13 protein-coding genes and 1 pseudogene are annotated in these 17,948 nt (G+C 61.3%); 3 read left to right on the top strand and 11 right to left on the bottom strand.

All coding sequences use genetic code 11. The features are described 5' to 3' along the window. Positions 1-567: 567 nt before the first annotated feature. The 6 genes and pseudogenes from AC19YY_RS30645 to AC19YY_RS30620 form a co-directional block, all read right to left on the bottom strand. A pseudogene (locus AC19YY_RS30645) lies at positions 568-1,460 on the bottom strand (polysaccharide deacetylase family protein). A gap of 84 nt (positions 1,461-1,544) precedes the next feature. Then, entirely contained in the window at positions 1,545-3,053 is a 1,509-nt protein-coding gene (locus AC19YY_RS30640; RefSeq protein WP_500605302.1) for a M91 family zinc metallopeptidase, read from the bottom strand. A gap of 187 nt (positions 3,054-3,240) precedes the next feature. Beyond that, positions 3,241-4,491: an OprD family porin gene (locus tag AC19YY_RS30635; RefSeq protein WP_169955524.1), complete on the bottom strand. Its 1,251-nt coding sequence runs from the start codon at positions 4,489-4,491 to the stop codon at positions 3,241-3,243. Positions 4,492-4,657: 166 nt separating this feature from the next. Next, positions 4,658-6,115, bottom strand: a complete 1,458-nt coding sequence (gene adeC, locus AC19YY_RS30630; protein WP_170042893.1) for an AdeC/AdeK/OprM family multidrug efflux complex outer membrane factor — start codon at positions 6,113-6,115, stop codon at positions 4,658-4,660. After that, complete coding sequence (locus AC19YY_RS30625) at positions 6,115-9,282, bottom strand: efflux RND transporter permease subunit (protein ID WP_169955526.1); 3,168 nt, start codon at positions 9,280-9,282, stop codon at positions 6,115-6,117. The genes adeC and AC19YY_RS30625 overlap by 1 nt, the downstream gene beginning before the upstream one ends. Before the next feature lie 3 nt (positions 9,283-9,285). Beyond that, positions 9,286-10,428 carry an efflux RND transporter periplasmic adaptor subunit gene (locus AC19YY_RS30620; RefSeq protein WP_500605301.1) on the bottom strand — a complete coding sequence of 381 codons (1,143 nt, stop codon included), beginning with the start codon at positions 10,426-10,428 and terminating at the stop codon, positions 9,286-9,288. A gap of 265 nt (positions 10,429-10,693) precedes the next feature. Between AC19YY_RS30620 and AC19YY_RS30615 the strand changes: the two genes are divergently transcribed. Beyond that, a complete protein-coding gene (locus AC19YY_RS30615) occupies positions 10,694-11,326 on the top strand; it encodes a TetR family transcriptional regulator (protein WP_032858025.1) in 633 nt (210 codons plus the stop codon). Between the two features lie 322 nt (positions 11,327-11,648). Here the strand turns inward: AC19YY_RS30615 and AC19YY_RS30610 are convergent, their stop codons facing one another. From AC19YY_RS30610 to AC19YY_RS30600, 3 genes are read right to left on the bottom strand one after another with little or no spacing between them, the layout of a single operon-like run. Continuing rightward, positions 11,649-12,704 carry an alkene reductase gene (locus AC19YY_RS30610; protein WP_500605300.1) on the bottom strand — a complete coding sequence of 352 codons (1,056 nt, stop codon included), beginning with the start codon at positions 12,702-12,704 and terminating at the stop codon, positions 11,649-11,651. A gap of 26 nt (positions 12,705-12,730) precedes the next feature. Beyond that, complete coding sequence (locus tag AC19YY_RS30605; protein ID WP_169955529.1) at positions 12,731-13,897, bottom strand: MFS transporter; 1,167 nt, start codon at positions 13,895-13,897, stop codon at positions 12,731-12,733. A gap of 11 nt (positions 13,898-13,908) precedes the next feature. After that, positions 13,909-14,223, bottom strand: a complete 315-nt coding sequence (locus AC19YY_RS30600) for an ArsR/SmtB family transcription factor (protein ID WP_029297039.1) — start codon at positions 14,221-14,223, stop codon at positions 13,909-13,911. Positions 14,224-14,377: 154 nt separating this feature from the next. Between AC19YY_RS30600 and AC19YY_RS30595 the strand changes: the two genes are divergently transcribed. Further along, the gene (locus tag AC19YY_RS30595) at positions 14,378-14,962 is read left to right on the top strand and encodes an acyl carrier protein phosphodiesterase (protein ID WP_169955530.1); all 585 of its coding nucleotides are present in this window, start codon (positions 14,378-14,380) and stop codon (positions 14,960-14,962) included. An 89-nt stretch (positions 14,963-15,051) separates the two neighbouring features. Here AC19YY_RS30595 and AC19YY_RS30590 read toward each other — a convergent pair whose 3' ends face one another. Both AC19YY_RS30590 and olsB read right to left on the bottom strand, forming a co-directional pair. Further along, complete coding sequence (locus tag AC19YY_RS30590; protein WP_170042891.1) at positions 15,052-15,843, bottom strand: lysophospholipid acyltransferase family protein; 792 nt, start codon at positions 15,841-15,843, stop codon at positions 15,052-15,054. Then, positions 15,843-16,598, bottom strand: coding sequence for an L-ornithine N(alpha)-acyltransferase (olsB, locus tag AC19YY_RS30585; protein WP_057439788.1), 756 nt, complete (start codon positions 16,596-16,598; stop codon positions 15,843-15,845). Before olsB ends, AC19YY_RS30590 begins: the two co-directional genes overlap by 1 nt. 130 nt (positions 16,599-16,728) lie before the next feature. Here olsB and AC19YY_RS30580 point away from each other — a divergent pair, with 130 nt between their 5' ends. Then, positions 16,729-17,607, top strand: coding sequence for an acyl-CoA dehydrogenase middle domain-containing protein (locus AC19YY_RS30580; protein WP_500605299.1), 879 nt, complete (start codon positions 16,729-16,731; stop codon positions 17,605-17,607). The last annotated feature ends 341 nt before the right edge of the window (positions 17,608-17,948 follow it).

The following is a 17,948-nucleotide window of genomic DNA, read 5'->3' as shown; positions in this document are numbered from 1 at the left end:
AAGCGCTTCGACTTCAAATGCCCAATCGAAGTTATGGGCGAGGTGATGCAGAAGGCCATGGCTATGCGGCATGATGCTCCAGCTTCAATTCAATGACCGTGTTGCACTCAGCTCCTGCAACCGCCCTTTATGACGTCTGAATGATTACCTGTAACGACTTGCAGCGCGTTGCTTCTGTTTAGATATCCATCATCCGTGGATTTCTCCCATGTGACTTGATGGGTTATTTTTATAGTGTTGTCGCTAAATAGGGCGAATGCGTTTGTATAGACGGGGTATTTTTCAACATAGTTCTGATCGATTGTCAATGTTGAATGTGGCGTAAGGAGCGTATGTGATTTTTTCAATGGCGGGCTTTGAATCGTGATGGGGTTCGATACGGAGTTACCCGCCAGTGTTACCGGGTGCGTGCTTGGTGGCGGTAGATTTAACGGTTGTAAGCCAGTTGATATTGCCATTACGTACTCTCGCTTTAGTGTGTGCGTTGAGTACTAGTGGCTGAGCGGTGGCCAAGGATTCCCAAGGGAACCGATGCCGGTTTTTTCGGGACCCGTAGCAGGGTGGCGTTCAGTGAGCGTCGGCGTCCCACACCCAGTTCCACACTCCCGGCAAGTGCACCACCTCGTTGGTATCCTTCACCGTGCGCGCCAGGGCGCGCGTTCCAGGCTCGCGCGGTCGGTGTAGAAGGGAGCGGCGGCAGTCTTCAGGCCATTGGCCTGGGCACTGTCCATCAGGATCTGCAGGTATTCCGGCAGGTGCCGGGCGGTGTAGCGGTTGATGTCGTGAAAGGTCACCACGACCGGAATCACCCCGTCCACGGTCGGCAGTTCGCCCAGCGCAATGCGTTCGCGCACCAGCGATAGTTGCCGCAGCAGGTTGGCCCGCCGCCTCGGGCTGGCATTGAAGCCCCAGATCTTGCCGTCATTGGCACTCAAGTCGGTCAGCAGGATATGCATGCCGTGGTGCTGATAGGCGGCGAAGGTGCGCTTGTCATAGTTCCAGAAGGGCGGGCGCACCAGGCTGGGGGCGGTGCCAGTGATCGAGGCAATGCTTGCGGCGCCCAGGCTCAGGGTCTGTGCTAGGTCTTCGTCGTTCATCAGGCGATGGTTGCTATGCCAGCGGGTGGCGGTGTGGAAGGCCAGGATATGCCCGGCGGCGTGTTCGCGTTCCATGGTCTTGCGCCCGCGCGGGCTGCCGCCGGAACGCCAGGCCTGGGTCTGCAAAAAGAAAATTGCCTTGATCCCCGGCAGCACCGGGTTATGAGCCAGGTCCTGGATTACCGAGCGGCTGGGATTGGCGTAGCCCGAGGCGCTGGGGCCATCATCGAACGTCAGCAGGAAACGGATCGGCGCCTGGCTTTGCAGGCGTTGTGCGGTCTGCGGGGTCAATGCCACGGGCGCGCCGATGCAGCCGCTGAGGCTGATCAATAGTGTGGCAAGCAAGAGGGCAATGAGTTTCATGGGGCTCTGGGGTCAATGATGCACATCCTTGTGATCGGGGTATGGAGGCCGGCAACATACAGCAAGCGCGTACCCCGTTCACTGTCAGTCTGCGTAGTGCTCACGCGGGCCATAGCCCATTTCCTCACGCAAGCCGTTCTCGGTGAACGGCTTGGGATTGGTTGAAGTAGGCGGCGTGAGTGGGTCGTTGTCAAAGTCGAACGGTGCGGCAGTAGTCGGCAGGCCAACGGCCTGGCGCTCTATATTGGGTGTATCCACTGGAGGGTTTGCGCCTACCTGCTCTTGGGTGTGGCCGCCGAAAAAGGTGCCCGTGCCGGCGTTCCAGGCATGGGCCGATTCATGTTGCAGGGTGACGATGGGTGCGGCAGGGACATTGGGGTCGGCGTAGATATCGAACGGATTGTACTGCAGGGTGCCGCTGTTGATTCGGCGACCTGCAGCCCCTTCTTTGATATGGCTTTGTTTTGTCTGTTCTGGCGACAGATGGTCGTCAAAATGACTGCTGGAACCTTCGACAATCGGCAACGGCGCGCCGTTTTGTCGAGCCACGGCGTCCATCCCCGCGAGCATTTGCTGGCCCACGGGCGAGCCGCGCAGCAATTCAAGGTCATCTTCGACCCGTTGCTTGAACGCCTGCGTGCCCTGGGCCTGGAACCCTTCTTTACCGGCGTTGCTTGGCGTCACCGGGGTGATCGTTGCATCAGACCCGCCCAAGAGCCGATCAGTGGGTTTTGCATAGATGCGGTTGTCCGGCCGGTTGGACCAGATCGTGTCGTGGCCTTTGCCGCTGTAGAAGGTCGTGCGGTCGTGCCCCACCAGCACATCGTCACCTTGGCCGCCGTTTATCACCGTATGCCCATCGCCAGCGTATAGCTGGTCGTCACCGTTGCCGCCATCCAGGTAGCTTTGCTTCTGGGCGGCCCCGGCACCTGCGTACAGCCGGTCATTGCCGTTATTGCCGTACATGACGTTGGAGCCCGTGCCTCCCACTATCGTGTCATCACCTTCGTTGCCTTCGGCATACCCGTTGCCGCTGCCCAGGCGCAGGGTGTCGTTGCCCTTGCCGCCAAACAGCTGGGTGGGGCCGCCGCCCGCTTGCACGTCATCGTCGCCATCGCCGGCTTCGACCTTGACCGGGAGCATGACGCCGGGGTCGATTTTTATCTTGTCGTCACCACCATGGCTTTTGATATGCAGGCTGGTGGGCGCACTGTCCTTGGGGTCTCTGACATTAAACAGGTAGGGCTTACCGTTGACCTCGACCTTGAGTCGGCCATCAGGGTGGTTGCTCAGATGAATAGTGTCGGCGCTGTTGCCGGTTTCAAATGTCAGGGCGTCGCTCACAATGATCGATTTTCCCGGCGCCAGAGGTACTTCGCTCAGGGACTGGCGGACTCTGAGGTTGCCGTCATCGACCAACGTCAGTTGCTTGTCCTGCGAGGAGAAATTCGGAAGCTCCGGTTGCGCCTGTGAAGGGGTTCGCGCAGAAGGAAACGGCTGGTGTTGGCCTTTGCCTGGCACGGCGGCGGGCTCGGCCTGCGGCGTGTGAGGGGGGAGGGCAGGCATGGCGTGATGTGGCGCGATCGTGTTCATGGTCAGTACCTTTCAGTTCAACGCAAACGCCCCTCCAGGGGGGGGAGGGGCGGTAGGTATGTCGTGCGATTGAATGAAAGTGTTCCGTCGCCGCCGTCGATCCTTTGTTACCGGGCGTAATAAAGTAGGCGCACCCGGTGCAGAAAAGTCGTCGGACGGCGCGGGCTTTTTGCCGTTCGCCCTGTCACTACAACAAGCTGATTGGATAGCTGACGATCAACCGGTTCTCATCAAACTCATTGTTGCTGTAGTCGCGGCGCATGCTGGAATTGCGCCAGCGCATTGTAAGATTTTTCAGGCTGCCGCTTTGCACGGTGTAGCCCACTTCGCTTTCCCGGCCCCATTCCTTGCCATCGTTGACAGTGGCGGTGTGCACGTTGCTGCCGCTGATGTAGCGGTTCATCAAGGTCAGGCCGGGCACGCCCAGGGCGGCGAAGTTGTAGTCATGGCGTACCTGCCAGGATTTTTCCTCGGCGTTGTCATAGCTGGCATTGAAGCTGTCGTTGGCCAGGGTGCCGCCGCTGGTGCCATTGACTCGCATCCACGCGCTGTTGCCGCTGAGTTTTTGCAGGCCGACGTAGAAGGTGTTGCCACCGTACCTGGCGGAGAACAGGCCGGACCAGGTCTTGTTGTCCAGGTTGCCGGCCCGGGCGCTGCCGTCGTCCTGGCCGTAGAAGAAGCCGAGGTTGGCCCCCAGGGTCCAGTCGCCCAGGGGCTGGCTGTGGGTCAGGTTGAGGTATTGCTGGCGGTAGATGTCCTTGAGCTGGGCATTCCACACGCCGACCTGGGTACGTTTGTCGTTGAACGCGTATTCGGCACCCTGGAAGTTGAAGCGATCGGAGGTGAACGCGGTTTTCCCGAACATCGACATGTCCGTCATGCTGCTGTCGTCACGCGGGCTGTTGGCGCGGAACTGGCCGCCATACAGGGTCAGGCCGGCGATTTCTTTGGAGGTGATCTGCCCGCCGCGCAGGGTTTGCGGCAGGGAGCGGCCATCGTCCGAACGCAGGATCGGCAGTACCGGCATCCACTCGCCGACTTTCAACTCGGTCTGGGAAATCCGTGCCTTGAACGCCACCCCCAGGCGCCCGAAGTTATCGGCCGGCTTGCCATCGTGGTCCAGGGGCAGCAATTGGGTGCCGCCGGAGCCGCCGCCGCCGTCGAGCTTTTGCGAATACATGCCCAGCACATCCACCCCGAACCCCACGGTGCCCTGGGTGAAACCGGACTTGGCATCAAGGATGAAACTCTGCGTCCACTCCTGCGCGCCGCTCTGGGCCTTGGTCGGGTTGGTGAAATTGCGGTTGAAGAAGAAATTGCGCAGGTTGAGGTTGGCGCTGGCATCTTCCAGAAAGCCGTGTTCCTGGGCAACAACTGGGAGGGCAAGGCTGGCGACAGCGGTAGCCAGCAATAGCCGGCGAGGGTGCAAGGTGCTCATGGCATGGGACCTGTTGTTATTGGTGGTTTTCAGGTGCGGGCCATGGTGCGGGGCGTGTGTGGGGCGGTTCAATTGGGGGAGGGCGGGTTTTGGGCGGTGATCGCACGAAACTGTGCGCCCATGAAAAAGCCCACCAAAGGGTGGGCTTCATGTGTTGCTACGCCGATCAGAACAACTTGAGCTTCGGCGCTTCTTCTTTCACCGGCTCATTCTTCGCCGTCTGTTCGTTCCAACCGCCACCGAGGGCCTTGTACAAGGTCACTTCGCTGGTCAGTTGGGCCAGGCGGTCGGTGATCAGCGTTTGCTGGGCAGCGAACAGCTGGCGTTGGGCGTCGAGGAAGGTCAGGTTGCTATCAACCCCAATGCGGTAGCGACGCTCGGCCAGGCGGTAGTAGTCCTGGTTGGCCGCGACGAAATCACGCTGGGCCTGCAACTGTTGGTTGTAGGTCGCACGTGCCGCCAGGCCGTCGGAGACTTCCTGGAACGCGGTCTGGATCGACTTCTCGTAGGTCGCGACGTTGATCTCTTTCTGGATCTTCGAGTAGTCCAGGCTGGCGCGCAGGCTACCGGCGTTGAAGATCGGGATGTTGATCTGCGGCGCGAACGACCAGGTACCCGAGCCGCCCTTGAACAGGCCACCGAGGTCCGGGCTCAAGGTCCCGGCATTGGCGGTCAGGCTGATGCTCGGGAAGAACGCAGCCCGTGCCGCGCCGATGTTGGCGTTGGCAGCCTTGAGGTTGTGCTCGGCCTGCAGGATGTCGGGGCGACGTTGCAGCAGGTCTGAGGGCAGGCCGGCCGGTACTTCGCTCAACAGGTCGTCGGACAGCGGCTGAGTGGCGAGATTCGCCGGCAGGCCGGTGCCCAGCAGCAGGGTCAGGTTGTTTTCGTCCTGGGCCACCTGGCGGGTGTAGCGGGCCAGTTGCACACGGGCGCTTTCAACCGAGGTGCGCGCCTGGCTCAAGTCCAGGGCCGAGGCCACGCCGACTTCGTTGCTGCGCGAGGTGAGCTTGAAGCTCTGCTCGTAGGCGGCCAGGGTGTCCTGGGTCAGCTTGAGCAGTTCCTTGTCCGCTTGCCAGGTCAGGTAGGCATTGGCCACGCTGGCCACCAGGCTGATCTGCGTGCTGCGGCGTGCTTCTTCAGTGGCGAAGTACTTCTGCAACGCTTCTTCGCTCAGGCTGCGCACCCGGCCGAACAGGTCCAGTTCGTAGGCGTTGATCCCGAGGGTCGCCGAGTAGGAACTGGTGATGTTCGATTCGCCGGTTTGCGAGGCCCGTGCCGGAACGCGCTGGCGGCTGCCGCTGCCATTGGCGCCGACGGCCGGGAACAGGTCGGCACGCTGGATGCGGTACTGCGCTGCAAAGGCGTCGATGTTCAGCGCCGCGACACGCAGGTCACGGTTGTTGACCAGTGCGACCTGGATCAGTTGCTGCAGGGCAGGATCGTGGAAAAACTGCTTCCAGCCTTGCTCGGCAGCGGCCTGGCTCGGCGCCTGGGCCGACGAGTACGCCGGCCCCTGCGGGAACTGGGCGGCAACCGGCGCTTCAGGCTGCTGATAATCAGGGATCAGCGAGCAGCCACTGAGCACGAATGCCGTGACTGCCAGGGAGAGTAGCGACTTGCGCATTAGCCAGCCTCTTTAGGAGTATTCGGTGTATCGGACTTGTCAGTTTTTTTCCGGCTACCCATGGCGGACACGGTCACGAAGAACAGTGGCACCCAGAAGATCGCCAGGACGGTGGCAGTGATCATACCGCCAATCACCCCGGTACCGATTGCGTGTTGGCTGCCTGAACCTGCGCCCGAGGAGATCGCCAGCGGCAGTACGCCGAGGACGAACGCCATGGACGTCATGATGATCGGACGCAGACGCATGCGGGACGCCTCGATGGCCGCCTCGACGATGCCCTTGCCCTGCTCATGCAGCTCCTTGGCAAATTCCACGATCAGGATGGCGTTCTTCGAGGCCAGGCCCACGGTCACCAACAACCCCACCTGGAAGAACACGTCGTTGGACAGTCCTCGCAGGCTGGTGGCCATCAGTGCACCGATCACGCCCAGCGGGACTACCAACACCACCGCAATCGGGATCGACCAGCTTTCGTACAGCGCTGCCAGGCAGAGGAACACCACCAGCAACGACAGGGCATACAGCGCAGGCGCCTGGGAGCCGGACAAGCGTTCTTCATACGACAGACCGGTCCAGGCATAGCCCACACCCGCCGGCAATTGCTTGGCGATGCGCTCGACTTCCGCCATCGCGTCACCGGTGCTGTAGCCAGGCGCCGGGGTCCCGAGGACTTCCATCGCCGCTACGCCGTTGTACCGCGACAGTTTCGGCGAGCCGAAGATCCAGTTACCAGAGGCAATTGCTGATAATGGCACCATCTTCCCGTCGTTGGCGCGCACGAACCATTTGTTCAGGTCTTCAGGGGACATCCGGCCAGCGGCCTCACCCTGGATGTAGACCTTCTTCACTCGACCGCGGTCGATGAAGTCATTGACGTAGCTGCCACCCAAGGCAATCGCCAGGGTCTGGTTGATGCTCGACAGGCTGATGCCCTGGGCACTGGCCTTCTCGTCATCAATGGTCAGCTCGTACTGCGGCTCATCGTTGACGCCGTTGGGACGTACGCCGGCCAGGATCTTGCTCTGCGCGGCCATGCCGAGGAACTGGTTACGTGCGTTCATCAAGGCATCGTGACCCACACCGCCCTGGTCCTGCAGGAACACGTCGAAACCGGTGGCGTTACCCAACTCCAGTACCGATGGGGGCACGATGGCAAACACCATGGCGTCCTTGAAGGTCTGGAAGAAGTATCCCTGGGCACGCTTGGCCACTTCGAACACCGACATCGATGCGTCGCGCTGGTCCCATGGCTTGAGCATGACGAATGCCAGGCCCGAGCTTTGGCCACGACCGGCAAAGTTGAAGCCGTTTACGGTAAATACCGATTGCACGGCCTTGCCTTCACCGGGCTCACCTTCCTTGTCGTTCAACAGGAAGGCACGCATGTCGTCGATAACGGTCTGGGTGCGTTCGGCCGAAGAACCAACCGGTGTCTGCACCTGGGCGAAGATCACACCCTGGTCTTCCTCGGGCAGGAACGCGCTTGGAATACGGGTGAACAGCCAGATCATGCCGGCGAAGATGATCAGGTACACCAGGAACGAAGGCGCCTTGTGCTTGATCATGTTGCCCACGCCACGCTCGTAGCTCAGTACGCCACGGTCGAAGGTGCGGTTGAACCAGCCGAAGAAACCACGCTTGGGTTGGCCGTGTTTCTCGGGGTCGATCGGCTTGAGCATGGTGGCGCACAAGGCTGGGGTGAAGATCAGTGCAACCAGCACCGACAGGGCCATCGCCGACACAATGGTGATGGAGAACTGTTTATAGATCACGCCGGTGGAGCCGCCGAAGAACGCCATCGGCAGCAATACCGCCGACAGGACCAGGGCAATACCCACCAGGGCGCCCTGGATCTGGCTCATGGACTTGACCGTCGCCTCCTTGGGCGACAGGTGCTCCTCGGCCATCACCCGCTCGACGTTTTCCACTACCACGATCGCATCGTCCACCAGCAAGCCGATGGCCAGGATCATGCCGAACATGGTCAAGGTGTTGATGGTGAAGCCAAAGGCCGCGAGGATGCCGAACGTACCCAGCAACACCACCGGTACCGTCATGGTGGTGATGATGGTGGCGCGGAAGTTTTGCAGGAACAGGTACATCACCAGGAACACCAGGATGATCGCCTCGACCAGGGTATCGACTACCCCGGAAATCGATTCGGTCACCACCGGCGTGGTGTCATACGGAACCACGGCTTTCATGCCTGGCGGGAAGAACGGCTCCAGGGACGCGACCGTGGCACGGATGGCCTTGGCGGTGTCCAGGGCGTTGGCGCCCGATGCCAGTTTGATCGCCATGCCGGAAGCCGGCTTGCCGTTGAACTGGGCGCTGATGCTGTAGTTCTGGCCACCCAGCTCGACACGGGCGACATCGCCCAGGCGCACTTGGGAACCATCGCTGTTCACGCGCAGGAGGATCTTTTCAAACTGCTCGGCGCTTTGCAGGCGAGTCTTGCCGATGATGGTGGCGTTCAACTGAGTGCCGGGCAGGGCTGGCAGGCCACCCAACTGGCCGGTGGCCACCTGGACGTTCTGCGCCGCAATGGCACTGCTGACATCCACCGGGGTCATCTGGAAGTTGTTCAACTTGGCCGGGTCCAGCCAGATACGCATGGCGTACTGGGAACCGAAGACCTGGAAGTCACCCACCCCAGATGTCCGCGAAATCGGGTCCTGGATGTTGGAAACGATGTAGTTGGACAGGTCATCCTTGCTCATGGTGCCGTCTTCGGACACCAGGCCGATCACCATCAGGAAGTTCTTCACCGACTTGGTTACGCGGATCCCCTGCTGCTGCACTTCTTGCGGCAGCAATGGGGTCGCCAGGTTCAGCTTGTTCTGCACCTGAACCTGGGCGATGTCCGGGTTGGTACCCTGGTTGAACGTCGCGGTGATGGTCATGCTGCCGTCGGAGTTACTGTCCGAGGCCACATAACGCAGGTTGTCGATACCGTTGAGCTGCTGCTCGATCACCTGCACCACGGTGTCCTGCACGGTTTGTGCGGACGCGCCTGGGTAGGTCACCTGGATATCAATGGCGGTTGGCGCGATGGCCGGGTATTGGTTGATGGGCAACTTCAGGATCGACAGTGCCCCGACCAGCATGATCACCAGGGCTATTACCCAGGCGAAAATGGGACGGTCGATAAAAAATTTCGACATGTATTACTCCCCTTTGCCAGCGGCGGCGGCAGGAGCAGAACCGGCGGGCTTGGCGTTGGTGGCTTCCTTCGCTTCAACCGTGATGCCCGGCTTGATGAACTGCAAGCCTTCGGTGATCACACGGTCACCGGCATTCAGGCCCTTTTCCACTAGCCAGTAGGCGCCGGCGGTACGGTTGGCCACCAGCACGCGCTGTTCGACCTTGTTGTCGGCGGTGACGACCAGCGCAGTCGGGATGCCCCGGATGTCGCGGGTCACGCCTTGTTGTGGGGCGAGGATCGCCTTGCTGTTCACGCCGGCCTGCAATTGTGCGTGGACAAACATGCCCGGCAACAGGGTGTGATCAGCGTTGGGGAACACAGCGCGCAGGGTTACCGAGCCCGTGGTCTGGTCGACCGACACTTCGGAAAATTCCAGGCGGCCTTGCTGGGTGTATTCGCTGCCGTCTTCCAGGGTCAGCTTGACCATGGCCGCGTTTTCACCGGCTTTCTGCAGTTGGCCGCTTTCCAGGTCGCGACGCAGTTTCAGCATCTCGGCGGAGGATTGCGTGACGTCGACGTAGATCGGGTCCAGTTGCTGGATCACGGCCATGGCGTCTGCCTGGCCATTGCTGACCAATGCGCCTTCGGTGACCGAGGAACGCCCGATACGCCCGGAGATCGGGGCGAACACCTTGGTGTAGCGCACGTTGATCTGAGCCGTCTGCAGGTTGGCTTCGGAAGTCATGCGGTTGGATACGGCGGTGTCGTATTCCTGGCGGCTGACCGCCTGCTCGTTGACCAGTTGTTTGTAGCGGTCGGCAATCGACTTGGTCTGTTGCAGGTTGGCCTGGGCGCTTTTCAGGGTCGCCTCATACACCGACGGATCGATCTGATAGAGCTGCTGGCCTTCCTTGACGTCGCCGCCTTCCTTGAATAGGCGCTTGAGAATGATGCCATTGACCTGGGGGCGGACTTCCGCGATGCGGAACGCAGTGGTGCGGCCCGGCAATTCGGAGGTCAGGGTATAGGCTTGAGGTTGAAGGGTGACCACGCCGACCTGAGGGGTTTGAGCGGGCGGCGCCGCTTCTTCCTTTTTACATCCGCTGAGCAGCGATGCCAGGGCGACGGCAGTGACCAGAGCGGTAACAGCTGGCTTAAGTTGCATGAAGATCCTCGGGTCAGGCGCGCTTGATGCGCACAAGAAGTGTGGAAGGGTAAAAAACAGACAGTGAGTAGATAAGTAGCTTGCTAGGCAATATACTTACGTTCATGGTTGTTTGTAAACTCTTGACAGGCTTCGCGGATTCCTTACAAAGCAATGCCCAAAGCCTCGATTCTAGTACGTTCGATGCCCATGAAGGCGTCGTCCCATAATTATTCAGAAGGTGGTTATCCACCACCGCCCGTGTCCTGATTGAGGTGTTACTGCCATGGTTCGTCGTACCAAAGAGGAAGCTCAGGAAACGCGCAGCCAGATACTTGAAGCCGCCGAGCAAGCCTTTTATGAGCGCGGTGTTGCGCGCACTACGCTGGCGGATATCGCGGCGCGGGCGGGTGTGACGCGGGGCGCGATCTATTGGCACTTCAGCAACAAGTCGGACCTGTTGCAGGCACTGCTCGACACGCTGCACGAACCCCTGGACGAATTGGCCAGGGCCAGTGAAAGCGAGGATGAGGTAGATCCGCTGGGCTGCATGCGCAAGCTGCTGATCCATCTTTTTCATCAGGTGGCCCTGGACCCGAAGACTCGGCGCATTAATGAGATCCTGTTCCATAAGTGCGAATTTACCGACGAAATGTGCGACATGCGCCGTCAACGCCAGACCCATAGCCTTGAGTGCAACCTGCGTATCGGCCTGACGTTGCGCAATGCAGTCCACCGCGGGCAACTTCCGGAAAACCTCGACACCGCTCGTGGGGCGGTGTGCATTCATGCCTACATCAACGGGCTTGTTGGCCAGTGGCTTCTGGTGCCTGACAGTTTCGAGCTGTATCAGCAGGCCGAGCGCCTGGTGGATATCGGGCTGGACATGCTGCGCTTGAGCCCCAGCCTGCGCAATTGATACAAAATGCGTAATTACGTCTGTTTGTGTCAATAGTAAAGCCCAAGGACGGTCAATCGTCCTTCCGGCTTATTTGTGGGGTGACTTTATATACGCGCTGGCGCCAGGTTGAAAGGTAGCCGGCTAAGTATTTTGTAGCGATATTGTTGCATTGCTGTGAAGGAATGTTACCGAACCTGTGGGAGCGAACTATCGCTAGGTGATGTGCTGGCTGGCCCACCGCTATCGCGGGCAAGCCCGCTCCTACATTGGGCAGCGGTGTTTTGAAGATCCAATAAAAAGCCCCGGCTCTTGTGAGCCGGGGCTTTTGCGTTGTTGCGGGTCAGAGCGCCAAGGTCGGGTAGTCGATATAGCCGACCGGGCCTGGGGTGTAGAAGGTTTGCGCAATGGCTTCGTTCAGCGGTGTATCGGCTTTGAGGCGCGCCGGCAGGTCCGGGTTGGCGATAAACGGAACGCCGAAGGCTACCGCATCGGCCTTGCCCGCTGCCAGCCAGGCATTGGCGCTGTCCTTGGTGAAGCGCTCGTTGGCGATAAACGGGCCACCGAACGCAGCTTTCAAGTGCGGGCCCAGGCTGTCGCCGGCGTCTTTCTCGCGGGCGCTGATAAAGGCGATGCCACGCTTGCCCAATTCACGGGCGACGTAGGTAAAGGTTTCTGCCAGGTTGGCATCGCCCATGTCATGGAGGTCGGCCCGTGGCGACAAATGCATCCCCACACGGCCAGCGCCCCAGACTTCGATCACTGCATCGGTCACTTCCAGCAACAGCCGTGCGCGATTTTCCACAGAGCCGCCGTACTCGTCGGTGCGCTGGTTGGTGCTGCTTTGCAGGAACTGGTCGAGCAGGTAGCCATTGGCCCCATGCACTTGTACCCCGTCAAAGCCGGCGGCCTTGGCGTTCTCGGCACCCACGCGGTAAGCGTCGACGATATCGGCGATTTCTGCGGTTTCCAGGGCGCGCGGGGTCGGATAGTCGGCCAGCGGGCGCACCAGGCTGACGTGGCCGGCAGGCTGGATGGCGCTCGGTGCTACCGGGGTCTCGCCGTTCAGGTACGACGGGTGGGAGATCCGCCCCACATGCCACAGTTGCAGGAAGATCTTGCCGCCGGCGCCGTGCACGGCCTTGGTGATGTTGGTCCAGCCGCGCACCTGGTCGTTGGACCAGATGCCCGGGGTGTCCGGATAGCCCACGCCCATCGGCGTCACCGAGGTGGCCTCGCTGAGGATCAGCCCGGCAGAGGCTCGCTGCACATAGTATTCAGCCATCAGCGCATTCGGCACGCGGCCTGCATCGGCACGGCAGCGGGTCAGCGGCGCCATGATGATGCGGTTCGACAGCTGCACATCACCCAGTTGGATTGGATCGAAAATAGTCGTCATCGCAAACACTCGTCTGTTCTAAGTGGTTAATTAGTGGCGGGGGCCAGGTCGGCATCGCCGCTCTGGCGGAACGTGATCAGCGTGACCAGCAGCGCCAGGATCGCCAGGGCCGCAGCCGCCAACGGCACGCTGGTCAGGCCGAAACCATGGGCAATCACACTGCCGCCAACCCAGGCGCCCAGGGCGTTGCCGATGTTGAAAGCGCCGATGTTGAGGGTCGACACCAGGTTGGGCGCGGCCTTGCCGAAGGTCACCACGTTGATCTGCAATGCCGGCACGGCGGCAAACGACGCGGTGGCCCAGAGGAACAAGGTGATTTCGGTGGGGATGATGGCGACGCTGGTCCAGGTCAGTGCGGTGGACACCACGGCCATGCTGATGAACACGCCGATCAGGGTGGCCGCCAGGCGCTTGTCCGCCAGCTTGCCACCGATGATGTTGCCCACGGTCAGGCCCAGGCCGATCAGCAGCAGGGTCCAGGTCACACCTTTGGGCGAGATGCCGGTGACATCGCCGAGCAGCGGTGCGACGTAGGTGAAGAGGGTGAACATCGACGCGGCAAACAGCGCGGTCATGCTCAGCGACAACCAGATCCCGGCACCCTTGAGGGCCGCCAGTTCGGCGCGCATATCGAGTTTCTCTTCATCACGCTTGGCCGGCAGGAAGCGGATCAGGCCGATCAGCGCAATCACACCAATCACCGTCACCGCCCAGAAGGTCGAGCGCCAGCCGGCTTCCTGGCCCAGCGCGGTGCCCAGGGGCACGCCGAGCACATTGGCCAGGGTCAGGCCGGTAAACATCAGGGCCACCGCCGAAGCACGCTTGTTGGCCGGCACCAGGTTGGCGGCCACCACCGAGCCGATGCCGAAGAAGGCGCCGTGGCACAGCGCGGTCACTACACGGGCAAACATCAGCACGTTGTAGTCACTGGCCAGGGCGCAGAGCAGGTTGCCGATGATGAAAATGCCCATCAGCGCTACCAGGGCAGCCTTGCGCGGCAGCTTGGCGGTGGCCAGTGCCATGAAGGGTGCACCGATGGCCACGCCCAGGGCATAGCCGGTCACCAGCCAGCCGGCGCCTGGAATCGACACACCGAGGTCGGCCGCCACATCGGGCAACAGGCCCATGATGACGAATTCGGTGGTACCGATGGCGAAGGCGCTTAAGGCCAGTATGAGTAGCGAGAGAGGCATTGTGGGGTCCTTTACAGCGGTGGGCTGAGTTCTTCGGTGATGGCTTGGATAAACGCTTGGATCACGTCTTCATTGCGGCGGAAAAAGTGCCACTGCCCGGCTTTCTGGCTGCTGATCAAGCCCGCCCGTTGCAGGGTGGCCAGGTGCGCCGAGACGGTAGACTGCGACAGGCCGCAGCGTTGATCGATCTGGCCGGCGCAGATGCCGTACTCGTGGTTGTGCACTTGTTCGGGGAACTGCACTTTCGGGTCTTTCAGCCAGTTGAGAATGTCTCGCCGTACTGGGTGTGCCAGGGCTTTTATTATTTCGTCGAGGTCAATGGACATGGCAGGGCTCGGTGTGGGTAAAACGTTATATCGCGATGAGGCGAACTTTAAATCGCTATATCCCGATATACCAATACGATTTTGATCTTGTTACCAGATAAATCGGTATATCGGGTTATAACGATACGTTGGCGGCAGTGCTAAACTGCGCGCCATGAATTATCTCGCACATCTACACCTCGGCGGCCAACTTCCTGCACAACTGCTGGGCAGCCTCTATGGCGATTTCGTCAAAGGCCGCCTGCAGGGCCAGTACCACCCGCAAATCGAGGCGGCGATCCAGCTGCATCGCTCCATTGACCGTTTCACCGACAGCCACCCGTTGGTCGGGCAGGCGTTGTCACGGTTCACCCTGACCCGGCGCCGCTATGCGGGGATCGTCCTCGACGTGTTCTTCGACCATTGCCTGGCGCGCGATTGGGCACAGTATGCCGACCAGCCGCTGGAACGCTTTACCTCCCAGGTGTACCGGGTGCTGGCGGCCGAACCGCAGCTGCCAGGGCGCCTGGCGCAGATTGCACCGTATATGGCGGCCGATGACTGGCTGGGTTCTTACCGCGAGTTCGCGGTAATGGAGCACGTACTGCGGGGGATTGCCCGGCGCCTGAGCCAACCTCAGGAACTGGACCGGGCGATGCAGGAACTGCGGGTGCTGTATGAGCCGTTGAGCGAGGATTTCCGGGTGTTCTATCCCCAGTTGCAGGCCTATGCAGATAGTCAAATATCCACGCCGATCTAATGTGGGAGCTGGCTTGCCTGCGATAGCGGTGTATCAGTCGCCACTGCTATCGCAGGCAAGCCAGCGCCTACATTTTTTGCGTGTTTGCCTCAGGCCGCGTACGCCGGCCGAACCGGCACTTGCTCGCTTTGCGGCACCGCTCCAAACAACGCCTTCTGCACCGCCTGCTGCGCCTGGTACGCCAGCGCCGCACGCTCCTGCCCGGCGCAGGCAATGGGTTTGAGCAGATGAATCTCAACGTCGCCCTGATCGTTGCCAAACAGACGCATCAGGTGCGAGAGCAAATCATCGTCACCAATAAACGGCGCGAGCGGATCAATCTGCCCATCGCGCAGATAGCGGATCGCCACTGGTTGCAGCGCCACATCGGCATCAATCGCACTGGCCAGCAGCCGGCCATGAAAGGTGCGCAGGCTGCGGCCATCAGTGGTGGTGCCCTCGGGGAACATCAGCAGCGGGTGTTTTTGCTCGAGATGCCGGGTCATCTGCTTGCGGATCAATTGGCTGTCCCCCGAGCCCCGGCGGATAAACAGGCTGCCGGCCTTGGCGGCCAACCAACCCGCCACTGGCCAGGTGCGCACTTCGGCCTTGGACAGGAACGACAGCGGCGCCACCATCCCCAGCAGCGGGATATCGGTCCAGGACACATGGTTGCTGACCCACAGCATCGGCTGTTGCGGCAACTCACCGTGCACGCTCACGCGAAAGGGCAGGGCATTGCTCAGGCGCGCCATGAAAAACCGCGACCAGCGCTGGCGCCGCACCATGGAATTGGCCACGCCCAAGCGTTCGAACAGGCCAAACACCCCGGCCATGCTCAAGCCCAGCGCCACCACCAGCAGCACGCGGGCGATCCGCCCGTAGACCCGCAGGCGGCCCATCACATGGCCGCCTTGAAGTGACGGGCATAACGCGGGCACAACTCGTCGCGCTTGAGCAGGATGAACACGTCGGCCACCTGGAAATCCTCGTCCCAGCACGGCTCGCCGCAGATCTTCGCGCCCAGGCGCATGTAGGCCTTGAGCAGCGGCGGCATTTCGGCGATGACGTTGGATGGCAAATCCAGGCTTGGCAGGGGCTTTTTCGGCTCGGCGCGCAGGTGTTCGTTGCACAAGTAGCGTTCGCGCAGGCGCTGCATGATTGCGTGGGCCTGGATGCCACCGTCATGCATCGGGATGCTCGCGCAGCCCATCAGGTAGCTGTAGCCGCCCTGGTTGAGGACTTCGGCCAACTCGCCCCACAGCACCGCGATAGTGCCGCCGTTGCGGTAGGCCGGGTCGACACAGGTACGGCCGATTTCCAGGATCGGCCCCTGCAAATGCAACAGGCCGTGGAGGCTGAATTCTTCTTCGCTGTAGAACCGGCCCAGGGTGCTGGCCGCCTGGTGATCCAGCAGCCGGGTGGTGGCAACCAGTCGCCCGGTGTTCAAGTCCCGTACGCCAATGTGGCTGCAGTGAACATCATAGTCATCCATGTCCAAGCCCAGTTCTGCGCCTTTGAGCTTGGCATTGAACTCGCCGCTGAAAACGCTGAAACGCAAGGCCTGGGCTTCCTGCAAAGCCTGGGCGCCGATCAGGCGTTCGGCTTGCAGACGGCGTTCATTGCCGGTGTCACTGATGCGGGCGATCTGAGTCATGGCGAGTCTCCAGGTGCCGGCCAGGGTTGCGGCCAGTCGACTTTGTTGTGCAAAGTCAGGCTATGTACCCCCGGTGTCATCTCCATGAATCTACGGTGACGCTTAGATGACAGCCCCCAAGGAGCCCTCCATGCCCTGGCACGCTTTGCTCGATCGACCCGACCGACTGCCCGTCCACGCCAACCTGGCCGAGGGCTACAGCGTTTTATTGCAACGCCTGGGGCAGGTAGCGCCCTTTGAGTTGGCGACCCAGGGCGCGCGGCTGATGGCCACGCCCGGCCTGGCGTTCCTGGTGGGCTATCAAGCGGCGTTGCGCGCGTTATGGCCCAGCGCGCCCCACAGCCTGGGCGCCTTGTGTGCGACCGAACAGCGCAGCCTGCGCCCGCTGGACATGCAAACGCGCCTGGACGACCTGCGCCTGAGCGGGCGCAAAGACTTCGTCACCGCCGGCGATGCCGCCGACTGGCTGTTGATCGCCGCCCGCTGCGAGGCCGCCGATGAAAAGCCACGCCTGACCCTGGCCGTGGTGCTGGCCGGCGAGCCCGGCGTACGCGTAGAACCCTTGCCCGCGATCGCCTTGATGCCCGACATCAGCCACGGCCGCGTCCACCTCGACCACGCCGCCTGCGAGCGCTTGCCGGGGGATGGTTGGGACGATTACGTCAAACCCTTCCGCACCCTGGAGGACAGCTATGTACTGAGCGCGATGACCGCCTGGCTACATGGCATCGGCCAGGAGTGCGACTGGCCCCAGGCCCTGCGCCTGCAGTTATTGGCGCTGCTGGCCGGCTGCGCCGAGGTCATTCGCCAGCCCAGCGCATCGGCGGCGGGGCATGTGTTGTTGGGAGGATTGTTTACGCAGTTCGAAGCGCTGAAGCCGCAGGTCAATCAAGCGATGGCTCAAGGGGCGTGGGCCGCCATGTGGCAGCGCGACCAAGCCGTGCTGGACCTCGCCGCCAGCGCCCGCGCCAAACGCCTGGAAAAAGCCCTGAACCCAGGCCCCCGCTGACTGTGGGATGAGCGTGTGTGGGAGCGGGCTTGCCCGCGATAGCAGTGGGTCAGGCAATACAGGCGGTGACTGATATACCGCCATCGGGGCATAGGTATCTACACACCTCTTTAGCTTATTGGGTTTGTGTACATATCCATTGCTGCGGTCATGGCCACTTGGGGTTCCGCCCTGACGGCCAGCGTGGTTTAACGGGGCGCCTAAGATCAAAAGCAAAGCGAGGCGGCCTGACAGCCGACCTGATCGTCGAAGCGTGCGCGGACTCTGTAGGAGCTGGCTTGCCTGCGATGGCGGTGTATCAGTCGATAAATGTATTGGCTGATACACCGCCATCGCAGGCA

It is taken from the genome of Pseudomonas sp. MF09156 (assembly GCF_059862305.1).
Note: the sequence above shows the minus strand (reverse complement) of the source record. Positions and strands in the feature narration are given on the sequence as shown.